General features: G+C 38.1%; 13 protein-coding genes. All 13 read right to left on the bottom strand.

Annotation, left to right across the window (positions count from 1 at the left end; all coding sequences use genetic code 11):
- Nucleotides 1-10: 10 nt before the first annotated feature.
- Nucleotides 11-280, bottom strand: coding sequence for a flagellar biosynthesis protein FliQ (fliQ, locus tag G634_RS0104345; RefSeq protein WP_026504255.1), 270 nt, complete (start codon nucleotides 278-280; stop codon nucleotides 11-13).
- Nucleotides 281-308: 28 nt separating this feature from the next.
- Nucleotides 309-1,250: a flagellar type III secretion system pore protein FliP gene (gene fliP / locus G634_RS0104340; protein ID WP_026504254.1), complete on the bottom strand. Its 942-nt coding sequence runs from the start codon at nucleotides 1,248-1,250 to the stop codon at nucleotides 309-311.
- Nucleotides 1,247-1,648, bottom strand: a complete 402-nt coding sequence (locus G634_RS17985) for a flagellar biosynthetic protein FliO (RefSeq protein WP_051233683.1) — start codon at nucleotides 1,646-1,648, stop codon at nucleotides 1,247-1,249. Before G634_RS17985 ends, fliP begins: the two co-directional genes overlap by 4 nt.
- Nucleotides 1,649-2,011, bottom strand: a complete 363-nt coding sequence (locus G634_RS0104330) for a response regulator (RefSeq protein WP_026504253.1) — start codon at nucleotides 2,009-2,011, stop codon at nucleotides 1,649-1,651.
- Between the two features lie 31 nt (nucleotides 2,012-2,042).
- Nucleotides 2,043-3,197: a flagellar motor switch phosphatase FliY gene (gene fliY, locus G634_RS0104325; protein ID WP_026504252.1), complete on the bottom strand. Its 1,155-nt coding sequence runs from the start codon at nucleotides 3,195-3,197 to the stop codon at nucleotides 2,043-2,045.
- A gap of 4 nt (nucleotides 3,198-3,201) precedes the next feature.
- A complete protein-coding gene (fliM, locus tag G634_RS0104320) occupies nucleotides 3,202-4,182 on the bottom strand; it encodes a flagellar motor switch protein FliM (RefSeq protein WP_026504251.1) in 981 nt (326 codons plus the stop codon).
- 53 nt (nucleotides 4,183-4,235) lie between these two features.
- Entirely contained in the window at nucleotides 4,236-4,760 is a 525-nt protein-coding gene (locus tag G634_RS0104315; protein WP_026504250.1) for a flagellar basal body-associated FliL family protein, read from the bottom strand.
- Between the two features lie 17 nt (nucleotides 4,761-4,777).
- Nucleotides 4,778-5,638, bottom strand: coding sequence for an OmpA/MotB family protein (locus tag G634_RS0104310; protein WP_026504249.1), 861 nt, complete (start codon nucleotides 5,636-5,638; stop codon nucleotides 4,778-4,780).
- 46 nt (nucleotides 5,639-5,684) lie between these two features.
- Nucleotides 5,685-6,482 (bottom strand): motility protein A, encoded by a 798-nt coding sequence (locus G634_RS0104305; protein WP_026504248.1) that lies wholly within the window; start codon nucleotides 6,480-6,482, stop codon nucleotides 5,685-5,687.
- Between the two features lie 359 nt (nucleotides 6,483-6,841).
- Nucleotides 6,842-8,893: a flagellar hook-basal body complex protein gene (locus tag G634_RS0104300; RefSeq protein ID WP_026504247.1), complete on the bottom strand. Its 2,052-nt coding sequence runs from the start codon at nucleotides 8,891-8,893 to the stop codon at nucleotides 6,842-6,844.
- 224 nt (nucleotides 8,894-9,117) lie between these two features.
- On the bottom strand, nucleotides 9,118-9,564 hold the full coding sequence (locus G634_RS0104295; protein ID WP_330364756.1) for a TIGR02530 family flagellar biosynthesis protein: 447 nt from the start codon (nucleotides 9,562-9,564) through the stop codon (nucleotides 9,118-9,120).
- Nucleotides 9,565-9,615: 51 nt separating this feature from the next.
- Complete coding sequence (locus G634_RS20170) at nucleotides 9,616-10,506, bottom strand: flagellar hook capping FlgD N-terminal domain-containing protein (protein WP_051233681.1); 891 nt, start codon at nucleotides 10,504-10,506, stop codon at nucleotides 9,616-9,618.
- 38 nt (nucleotides 10,507-10,544) lie between these two features.
- Nucleotides 10,545-12,173 carry a flagellar hook-length control protein FliK gene (locus G634_RS0104285; protein WP_026504245.1) on the bottom strand — a complete coding sequence of 543 codons (1,629 nt, stop codon included), beginning with the start codon at nucleotides 12,171-12,173 and terminating at the stop codon, nucleotides 10,545-10,547.
- Between the last annotated feature and the right edge of the window lie 203 nt (nucleotides 12,174-12,376).

The following is a 12,376-nucleotide window of genomic DNA, read 5'->3' as shown; positions in this document are numbered from 1 at the left end:
TTAAAAAATATCACCTTATATACAAAGTAAAATTCCCCCAAAGTTTCGTCATATAGTCTGTTATTCTAGTGCCCATCCAGTTACCAAGAAGGATAATGGTAATAAATGTAACGAGAACTTTAGGAACGAATGTTAATGTCTGCTCCTGAATAGAGGTCATCGTTTGGAAAATAGAAACGCATAGACCTACACACATACTTATAAGAAGTATAGGCGCAGAAACCTGAATTACCAAATATAACGCCTCTCTAATGATTTGGCTTACTATATCTACATCCATACGCCATTTCTCCTTTTTTAATCCTCTGCTAATAAAACGTTCTTACTACATTTCCTATAATAAGATTCCAGCCATCTGCAAGAATAAACAAAAGAATCTTAAATGGCATGGAAATTGTAGTAGGAGGCAACATCATCATACCCATACTCATAAGTACTGATGCAACTACCATATCAATAACTATAAAAGGAACATAAATCAAAAAACCTATAATGAATCCTGATCTAAGTTCACTTACCATAAAGCTTGGTATTAATATTGTTGTAGGAATATTCTCAAGAGTACCATCCCATTTCTGATCGCTGATTTCCATGAACATTTCCACATCTTTTCTCTGAGTTTGTGGATACATGAATTCTCTTATGGGAGTAATTGCTGCTTCAATAGCCTGCTCCTGATCTATCCTCCCGCTTTCAAAAGGAACATAAGCATTAGTATAAATAGCATTTATTGTAGGCTGCATAATATAGAAAGTCAGAAAAAGCGCAAGACCTACAAGTACCATATTAGGTGGTGCAGTCTGCGTATTAAGGGCTGTTCTTGTAAAATGAAGAACTATGATGATACGCGTAAATGACGTCACCATAATAATAAGAGTTGGAGCAAGTGAAATAAGTGTGAGCGTCAGAAGTATTCGCAAACTGCCATTTAAAGAACCGTTACCATTGTCATAGGTAACAGTAACTGTATTAGCAATATTTAGTTTTTTCAGATCCTCTTCATCTTTTGCGGTTCCGGGTTCATTAACATTTGTTCTTTCCTTTTTAGAACCAGTCAGATTACTCTTTCGATCTCTTGTAGGATCTGTAGGGGTTGTATCATTTACAATTGTAGAGCCTTTTTCTGTAGCATAGGATACAGTTGATGTGATACCACCAAGGATAAGCACAAGTATAGCTAGCATTGCCGTAGACATAAGTGCCTTAATCCATAATTTTTTTAGACTTTCCGTACCCTTATGATTACTCATATATCGGTCAGATCCCCATCCTTTTTACTTTGCGAATTTTGTAGTGTCCCTGCATCCACATCAGAACTTACTTCACCTTTTATTCTCCTGAATAAAGAATCAAAGCTATTCTTATCACTTTTTACCTCGAAAGCTTCCACGTCCTCGGATGAAAGATCACAAAGCTTTGTCACAGTATCCTGGCATACACAAATGGCTACGTATTTTGAACCTAGCCGAACAATTTCAATAACCTTAGTCTGTGACAGACGATAAGATTCAATGATTTCAATATTAGTGCCTTGTGCATGGGTTCTCTGGAATCCTGCAATCTTTTTTGTTGCAAATGCCGTTAACCCAAGCACAAGGACAAATAGGAGAATGACGGTAAAAAACTGAGCAAATGAGCTCGCGTCCATTTAGCCAATAACCTTTTTTACAGCTTCGAGAACACGATCAGCCTGGAATGGCTTAACAATGAAATCCTTTGCACCTGATTGAATTGCTTCAACTACCATAGCCTGCTGACCCATTGCAGAGCACATGATTACCTTTGCGTTTGCATCACCTTCTTTAATTTTCTTAAGCGCCTGGATTCCATCCATCTCAGGCATGGTGATATCCATAAGCACCAAATCAGGCTTAAGCTCATTGTATTTCTCAACAGCTTTAGCACCATTCTCAGCTTCGCCGACTACGTTGTAGCCATTCTTGCTGAGGATATCCTTGATCATCATTCTCATAAATGCTGCATCATCGCAAATTAAAACATTCTGTGCCATCGTTACTCTCCATTCTTTTTATGAGTCTGGTTTACTTTATTATCTCTGTTACTCTTACTCCGAAGCTTTCTTCGATTACTACTACTTCACCTTTTGCTACGAACTTGCCGTTAACAAGCACGTCAACAGGTTCGCCTGCAATCTTATCAAGTTCTATAATCGTTCCCGGAGCAAAATCCAGGATATCAGAAATCGGCTTATGTGTTCTGCCGAGTTCTACCGTTACTTCAAGTGGTACGTCTTTAATAAGAGAAATATTCTCTCCACCCGGACCAATAAGTGTATTTGGATTAAATGTTTGAAATTGAGCTGGTTGTACATTCATATTTTGCATCGGTGCCATTTGAGGCATTCCCATCTGAGGCATAGCCATTTGTGGTTGCATCATCGGATCCATTGCCATCGGCGGTGGAGCTGAAGGCGCTGGTGTAGGTGCTGGTGCAGGAGGCGGAGACGAAGATGAATCACTATCTGGTTGAGTTGTAGAGAATGTTTCATACAAACTCTTGGCAAAATCAACCGGATACAACTGCATTATGGTTGAATCTACCAAATCGCCAATCTGCATTCTGAATGTTATTTTTACAAAAGTCTGTTGTAAAAATTCTGCAATTTCAGCCGGATCCGTATTAGAGGTTGCAAGTCTTATCGCCTGAGGCGGTGAGATATCAACTTTTTCGTTAATCATGGATGAAAGTGATGTTGCCGAAGCACCCATCATCTGGTTCATCGCCTCTGAAATAGCGGAAAGCTGCAGTTCTCCAACCTCTCCTTCGATATTAGTTCCATCACCACCCATCATAAGATCAGTGATAACAAGAACATCACGTTCTTTCATAATCATGATGTTCATACCGTCTAATCCGATTGTGTACTTAATCTGAACAAATACACACGGTCTTTCATAGTCTTCTATGATAGTATCCCAATTAGCAAGTTCAACCCGTGGTGTCGTAATGCTGACTTTTTGGTTCAGCAACGAAAACAATGTTGTGGCTGAAGAGCCCATACATATATTTGCAACTTCGCCAACGGCGTCTTTCTCAACATCTGTAAGAATCGACTCATCTATTCCTGAGGACGAATCGCTTCCCCCCTGTGCATCACCATCGGAAGCAGCGTTGTCAGAGCTATCCATGCCATTTAACAGGGCATTTATTTCATCCTGCGACAGCGTTCCATCCATCCACTCAATCCTCCTCTCTTATGACTGATGTTATGCGAACAGCATTTTTGTCATTCACAGTTCCAGGTAGTGCTGTAAACTTATCAATATCTCCGACATACACATGCATCTCTCTATCTACACGCGTATCCACCCTTATAATATCTCCTATTTGAAGCTGCAAAAAATCTGCAACTGAAACTCTGCATTTTCCAAGAACAGCCGTAACTGGAACCCTTACTCTTCTAACCATTGATTCCATGTAGACTGTATCATTTTCTTCTGCATGTTTCTGCATACTCGAATACCAGTATTTAGTATTCAAGTGATCCATTACACTCTCAAGAGTGAAATAAGGTAAACAGAAATTCATGAGACCTTCAATTTCACCAAGTTTGATATTAAGCGTAACAATCGCAATCATATCAGTTGGTGAAATTACCTGTGCAAACTGCGGGTTAGTCTCAATTCTATCTAATATAGGATCTATAGCTAATACGTTTTCCCAAGGTTCAATCATCTGTTGAATACAGATTGTCATAAGCTTTTCGATAAGAGGCATCTCAATATCTGTAAATGCTCTTGGCTTATCTATTCCATTTCCTTCTCCGCCAAGCATTCGATCAATGAATGCAAATCCAACATTTGACTGTAGTTCAACAACAATCTGGCCTTGGAGTGGATGAAAATTTACAATTCCAAGTATTACAGGGTTACTCAAAGCATTTGAAAATTCAGAAAATGTAACTGTTTCTGAGTTTTCAACCGAAACCTGTACATTTTTTCTAAGGTACAAAGGAAGTGTCGTAGCAAGGAGTCGCCCATAATGTTCAAAAATTATTTCCAGCGTTCTCAGGTGTTCTTTCGAGAACTTGGCAGGACGTTTAAAGTCATAATCTTTGACTTTCTTTTCATCCCCTTTTGACATCTCCTCAACATCTACTTCACCGCTAGATAAAGCTGCTAGTAGGTTGTCTATCTCATTTTGCGAAAGGACTTCACTCAAATCTTCTCACCTGCCTTAGGTTTTCATGAATCACCTTGTTATTAGCTACCAAATCAGGTCTTAACAGGAATAAACTGGCTAAAGCTGACCTCATAAATAAATGTTGATTTAAAGTATTCCTGCATTCTCTCCAAAATAGCTTTCTCTATTTCTTTTTTGCTGGAAGATACAGTATCAATTGAGTAGGAACTTACCACATCTGTAATAATGGATTTTATCTTACTCTCTGCTCCTGAAAGAGTATCGCTTGTTCCCATTGTGGCGTAATCTGCTGCCTGTGTATCCATTGAGAATACAACACTGCACTGAAGATAATTTCCATCCGAAAGTGCAAGTGTCAACTCCTTAATCTCATAGTTCGCTGACTCGGATGCCGGGATATCCTGAGCATCTCTTCCAAATGAAGATGCTCCTGAATTATTAGAAGTTGTTTCAATCTCGAGTGATTCTGCAATTTTACTGATGACATCAGCTGTCTTCTGATTTGTATTCATCACAGAAATCAACATAATAGCACTCATTACAATATTGACTAAAAGCAACGCCAATATAATGATTGATAGCAAGTTTCTTTTCATGTTCAGCCTCCATCTTTTTAATAGTTAGGACTTAGAGGATTATAAATCCTAATTTCTACTCTTCTGTTCTTGGCTCTTCCTTCTGCGGTTTTGTTATCAGCCACAGGAACATAATCTCCACGACCTGCATGCTTGATATTAGCCGGGTCAAGACCAGTATTTTTTATCAGGTAATAGAAGACTGATCTGGCTCTCGCATCTGATAGTTCATCATTGCTGGCAAACTTTGAATTCTTAATAGGGACATTATCAGTATGACCTTCTATTTCAATAGTGCCTCCTGCGAAAGTTTCAAGAACTGCTCCAACCTTATTTAAAACGCCATGAGCATCGTTCTTAACTTCTGCACTACCTGAATCAAATAAAATTGAACCGTTAATTGTAAGCTGTACATATTGACTCGTATAATTTAGCGTAACATCAGATATGACTTCTTCCTCTGTAAGCTCCTGTTTTTCCTGCTCTGTCATATCTTTCTGAAGACTTTCTGTAACCTGACTTGCCAGATTCTCTGAAGCTTCAAGCTGTTCCTGTTCTACTTCCATCTGGGCCTGTGATTTATCACCTTCTTTGGAATCATTATCCTCTGTAGCTTCACCTGATGTCTTTTTACCCATTGAAGAAGACATAGTTCCAAGATTGTTGAGCTGTGAAATACCATCACCAATTAAAGCACCATCTCCTAATGCGCCCTGACCTCCTGTTAAAATACCAAAAGCCGAACTAAAGGAAGCAGCAACCTCCTCGTACTTTGCAGCGTCCATAGTAGACATAGAAAACAGAAGTACGAAGAAGCAAAGTAGCAAATTCATAAGATCGCCAAATGTACCTTGCCAGGCAGGCAAACCTTTTTTGACTTCTTCTTCTTTTTTCTTCATTGAAATCTCCAATAAAAGCTATTCTAAACAAAGGAGTGTCCTGTTCTCAGCCTCCTCCACCTTCACCATTAGCTGCTTCATAAGCCTGTCTCTGAGAAGGATTAAGGAATGCTTTAAGTTTTTCTTCTGTTACACGCGGGTTTTCACCAGCTTGAATAGAAAGAATACCTTCTATCATTACCGATTTATATGTTAACTCTGATCCATTATCAAATTTAAGTTTTTCTGCAATCGGGAAACAAATCCAGTTAGCAAGAAGTGAACCGTACAGTGTTGTCAAAAGGGCTGTGGCCATAGAAGGACCGATAGATGAAGCATCGGACATGTTCTTAAGCATATTAACAAGACCTACGAGAGTTCCGATCATACCCCATGAAGGACCTTGGGCAGCCAAGTCTTCCCAGAACTTAATATTTTCTTTATGTCGTCCGTCGATTGAACTAATCTCTGCTTCAAGAATACCTCTTACAAGCTCTGGTTCTGTACCATCGGCTGTAAGGAGCAATCCTTTTTTCAAAAGAGGATCTTCGATATTACTGGATGCTTCTTCCAAAGCAAGAAGACCTTCTTTTCTTGCTGTATTAGATAAGTCAATTATCTGCTTGATCATAGCAGACATATCCATGTTCGGAAGCTTCATAGCCATACCAAATGTCTTAATACCGCTTACGAAGCCATCCATTGTCTTCGTACCAAGTGTTGCAGCGAATGCACCACCAAAGGTAATAGCTACAGATGGAATATCAATGTAGCTAGGAATTGATTGAAGACCACCGGCAGTCGCGATACCTAAAAGTACCATTGCCAAACCTAGAAGAACTGAACCTAATGTAGCTATATCCACGTTTATCTCTCCTTTAAATTGATATTTCCTTTGGTCAACAAATGCGGAATGACAGTTTTATCGACGACATTTTATGAGCAATTTACTTGCAATCAGCATTATCATGTTTTATATGTCGGGACTAACAAAATTAATAATGTACTACATATAAAACATTATAACACGATATCACGTACTTGTCTGTCGATTTTAATAAATTAGGACACCAAAATTTAGATTTTTTTGTCAGTTTTTTATCAATTATTCGCACCTTTCCCCCATGGAAAGGTGCGAATAAATTGCATGTGATAAAACTTTTTAAACATCTAAATTCCGAAATCTCGTTAATAATATCGGCTTATGATTTTAAAACTTTACAGTTACCTCTTCAGATTTGTTAATTCTTCAAGAAGAGTATCTGAAACTGTGATAATACGGCTGTTTGCCTGGAAACCACGTTGTGCTGTAATCATATTGGTGAACTCACTTGAAAGGTCTACGTTAGACATTTCAAGAACACCTGTAGTCATTGATCCGCCTGATACTGTGATATCCTGAATTGCCGGATCACCGGAGTTCATTGTAGAAGCATAGAGGTTGTCACCCTGCTTCTCAAGACCTGATGCATTGGCAAATGTTGCTGATGCGATTTGTCCAATAAGTCTTGACTGACCGTTGGAATAACTTGCTGTAATTTTTCCGTCTACTGCTACAGAAATTCCTGTCATCTTACCAAGCTTACGACCTTCATTGTTACCGTTTTTATCACCCTTGTTGGCTGTTATTGTACTAGAACCGTTGGTGTTAACATTTGTAAGTGTTTGAAGGTTAACTGTAATATCTGTCCATGCTGCATCACCATCTGCCTGAGTCGGATCATCAACGTCAGGTGTAAAGTTGATAATAGGCATTACCGCTCCCTCTGCAAAGTTTGCAATATTACCAGTTGATGGAGCAAAATTAAGAATTACAGAGTTTCTGTTCATCTCATAATTTATAGCTTTATCATGCATCTGGAGTGTAACAGCTCCGCTAGCATCTATTGTGTAGCTATCAACTGTATAAGTTTCTCCATTTGTATTGGTATATCTAAGAGAAGATCCATTTATTGAAAATGTTCCGCCCATTACTGTGCTAAGGATTCTTGCCTGGTCTACTGTAAGTGCTGTTGAACCGCCATCTGTGTAAGTCATTGGGACACTTGATGTTCCAACCTGAGTACTGCTGCTATCCTGGAAAGTAATCGTATTAGGATCAACGTTTGTATTAACTGTAAGTACTGAATATCCTGTCTGAACAGAGTCACTTCCGTTTACAGGATCTATAACCGAGAATGAAATATTACCCTTGTCATCAACTGTATACTTACTAACTACAAGAGCTGTTGCGTTTGGTTCTGTAGATGTGAATTTTAGTACTCCGTTATCTAATGAAAAAGTTCCATTGTAAGCCTCATTCATAAGAGTAATCTGATCCGCTGTAAATGTTGTTGTGCCGCCCATTGAATATACACCAGGAATTGTTGTAGGCGTATTTATTCGTTCTGATGTATATGTTGTTCCATTTATAGCTGAACGGAAGAACATGATGTTACCATTTGCATCTTTCTCACCATATACTGCTGGCTTAAGAGTTCCGCTCTTTCCAAGAGATCTGTCCTCTTCACCTACATTCGAGCCGAATGTAAGCTGTGACATTGCAGCCTTACCAATTGAAGTATTAGTAGAATCAATAACATCTGAAAGTTCAAGTGTATATCTGTTAAGAGTATCCGTATCTTTTACTGTAAACTTAGCTGTATAGAGATAACCTTTGTTGTCATAGAATTCCATTGCAAGAGTTTTTCCAGCTGAAGAAAGGACATTCTTGTCGTTCTTATCAATATTTCCTGACATAAGGCCCTGTGTTGTTCCTTCTGGTGGATATGTCTCGATATCTTTACTCTTAACCTGAAGTTTTGTAAGTTCACCTGTTGTATTGATAATAAGAGCACCTGTATCGTCTTCTTCTGCTTTCCATCCCATTACATAGAAACCTTTAGACTGCATTGCAAGATTTCCGTCACCGTCAACATAGAACGAACCATCTCTTGTATAAAGATTTTGTGTTCCACTGTTAACAACGAAGAACTGATTACCATTTATCATGATATCGAAAGGATTGTTAGTAGTCTGAGTTGCACCCTGAGATTCAATAGCTGTCGAAATGGATGCTGACATAGAACCAAGACCAATCTGTTTTGCATTTACACCACCAGTTGTAGCTGTAGCACCAGATGCATTCTGTGTTGTCTGATACATAAGATCACTGAAATTAATCTGCTGAGCTTTATAAGCTGTTGTATTAACGTTAGCGATATTATTACCAATAACATCCATCTTTGTTTGGTGAGTTTTAAGTCCTGCAACACCTGAGTACATAGATCTTAACATAGATAAATCCTCCTTAAAAAAACCAAATGCCTTCCTATATGCATTTGCCGGAAACAAAATCCGGATTAAGAAGGAGTTTTTCTGCTTTCTTTGCGCTTTTTCATTCAATCCAAAACGCACGACCTCCATAATGGTCCGGTCTAAGCATTAACTCCTTTTTTATACTTACTTTATTGCCTTTATTCTAGAAACTTGCATTTGATGCAAGTTTCATGAAAAAGGGTTCATGCGATAACAGCTCCATCAATATTTGTAAATACTTTTGTTTCATCTGTATCGTCATTATTCATAGCTGTGACAACTGTATTATTTTTTACATTTACAATAAATGCCAACTGATCTACCAAAATCAGTGACTCTTTTATTCCTTTCTCACTTGCCTCGATTTTACCCTGATTAAGGCGATTAATCTGATCCGTAGTCATCTCTATATTTCTGTCCATTAGCCTTGCTGTCGCATGCTTTGAAAAACGAAGTGGCTCCGCCTCTTTGTTCTTCGATGACGCAATATCCAAAATTTCTGCAAAGGATGCTGTCTGCTTTTCTATTTCCTTTGTAACCGCTACAGCATCTTTTAAGTAGGTATTCTGAATCTGATCAATTGAGAGAAAGTTTTTATTGATTCCGTTCATCATTCCCTCTTTTCTGGTCATGGGACAAAGCTTATTCATCCCATGACCATTTACTGCATTAGTTTTTTAAATATCTCTTTTTGTAAATTTTTATGACCCTTGAGGAGCCTGCGTAGAACCAGTTGCTTCTTGTGCCTGTTCTTCATTAGTATCTGCAGCGCTATTGTTATCTGTATTATCTTGAGCCTGTTCTACTGCATTAACATTTGTTCCCTGGTTCTGAGTTTCTTGACTTTGCGATGTTTCTTCTGTATTCGCTTGTGTTCCTGTGTTTTGTGAAACCGCATTTTCATTTTGTCTTTCACGCTCTTTTGCCGCATTACTAGCCGTCTCTTCTACTACTAAAGCTGCATATTTTGTAGCATAATCCTTTATCTTGGCAATCTGAGCATCTGTAAGATATTTTTCTATATCGCTAAGGCTGTTGTACTTGTTAACAAGCTTCTCAAGATCTTTTTCATTAGCGGCAAGAGTAATTTCTTCTACCGGTGGAAGCTTAGCTAATATTTCCTGAATTTCCATAAGGCTCTTGGTATCATTAGAGTATGTCGAATCTATAACAGAAGATACCTGATCTGCATTATAAGATACACCGTTCACTGTTACATATGCATCTCCATGCTGATAAGTTACATAGTCAACCTTGCCTTCTGCCACTATTCTGCTATTACCCTCGTCATCAACCTTAGTAATCTGAACAGTCTTACCTACAAGATCAGCTGCTCTGGACAGAGCCATTGCATCTGCCATATTCTGCATCTGTTCAACCTGTGTAAACTGAGCGTACTGGGAAATATATTCGGTGTTTGAAGTTGGTTCAAGAGGATCCTGATACTTCATCTGTGCTACTAATAGCTGCATGAACTGATCTTTATAATCTTTAATAGAAGTACCTGTACTATCCTGTATCCCTTTAGCTTTTTTAGGATCACTATTATTGACTATTTCTCCATTCTCGTTGACAATCGCTGAAACTGACATAAAATACATCCTTTCCGATGAAAGCTAGGCTAAAATGTCTATGCCATGTAGTCGATGGTGCTACCGTTTGCTTTCATCATTTCTTTAGCAATGCGTTCATCGTCATCTAGCTCCTTGCCATCCTCCAAAGAAAGGTCCAGATCAGCAAGATTAATTCTCCTATTTTTACTAGATGATGAATTCTTACGCTCCTGCATCTGCGCATCTGACTGCCTGTTTTGCTCAAGATTCTGCTCAAATGCATGTGCATCCACTGTTACTTCTACTGCATTTACCTTTAATCCCTGCTCATCAAAGCGTTGCTGAAGTGATAAAATCTGAGATTCAAGAGCTGCCTTAACTGCATCACTTTGTGCTGTAAATCTTGCTATAAGTCCGCCTTCCTGAGCCTGCTGTACCAGTACCTTTACGCTACCAAGACTTGCTGGATGAAGTTGTAATTCCATTGATGTTGCCTCAGCTTTAATCTGAACTTTAATTGCGTCAGAAATCTGTTTTAAAATACTGCTCTGATCAACTCCATGTCCTGTGTAGTTTCCCTGAATCTGCTGCGATTGTATATTTTCTTTAAGTGCTTCAGAAATTCCTGTAAAAATTTGTTCAAAAGGATTTGCGGTCTGAAGATTCATCTTTAAAGCATTACTATCCTGACTAATTTCAATCTTTTCTACATTGTCATTATTAGATTTTTCTGCCAAATACTGTTGATGTTTTCTGGCATTTTCCGGAAGTTCTTCATGCTTGTTCGAAAAATCTTTGTCAGAAGAAATATTCTTTACTTCTTCAGTATCCTTTTTATCTGGTGTAACTACTGTGTCTATATTTTGGTCGTTTTCTTTCACATCAGTTTTCTTTCCAGACTCATCTACCACCTGTTTGTTTGACATACCTTCAAGCGCTTTTTCAAAAGAAATATCATTATCTGAAGATGCTAATTCTAATTCTTCCTTGGAATCAGATAAATGCTTTTGTAAAATTTTCTCACTGATTATGTCGGAAAGTTCGGAAACCTCAATACCGTTTCCATTAGAAATTTCTTCTAAAACATTTCTTAATTCCTCTAAAATCTTCTTAAACTGATCGTATAATCCTGAATCTGTCAGAAGATCTATAGAATCATCACTTCCCATTACTGTCATAACCAAATCTTTTAGATTGTCAATTTGCAAAAGGCTTTCATATTCAAGTCCTAGAATCTGCATTGCATCCAATACCTGTGCACTATCAATTCCAAACTCTTTAGCAATTTTCTCAACAAGTTCTTTTCCTGCTTTTTCCAAATCTTCCGAGATAAAATCATCCTTTGAATAATCTGTTTGAGTGTCAGCGGTTTTATCTGTTACCTGAACTGTCTTGTTCTTTACCAATTGCCTTTGGTCTGTCTTTGATAAACTACCTGCATCGAGATTTTTGGATTTATTATTAGAGTCTGTATTTTTTTCGGTATTATTTAAATCCAGTCTTTGTTTTTGCATAACGCCCTGAGCATTTGATTTTGAAGATATCTGCTGTGTCTTTGCCGAAGCGCTTTTAAATGACTCTTTTACCTGAGCTATAGTCTGTCCAAAACTTGGAATATCCATTCCTGGTTCCATCCATTCTTTTGCAGGATCAGTCAATTGCGCAAATGAAAAGACATCGGTACCTCCTTGAACTTTCGTAGGCATCTGTGTCCTCCTTTCTGCTAATCCACGCCATGTTGCTGTTTATGCAGCAACCTAACATCCTTGTTTTTAATTTACTACCTGTAAAAATAAAACATCGAATATCAGTTGTATGGTGCATTTGTTGCCTGATAAAAAGCTGGTAATTTTACTTTTTGAAAACTAATAAATAAAGTTATTTACCTAGCTTTCAACAACGTTTTTAC

Origin of the sequence: Butyrivibrio sp. NC3005 (genome assembly GCF_000424545.1) — a bacterium.
Lineage (GTDB): Bacteria > Bacillota > Clostridia > Lachnospirales > Lachnospiraceae > Butyrivibrio.
Note: the sequence above shows the minus strand (reverse complement) of the source record. Positions and strands in the feature narration are given on the sequence as shown.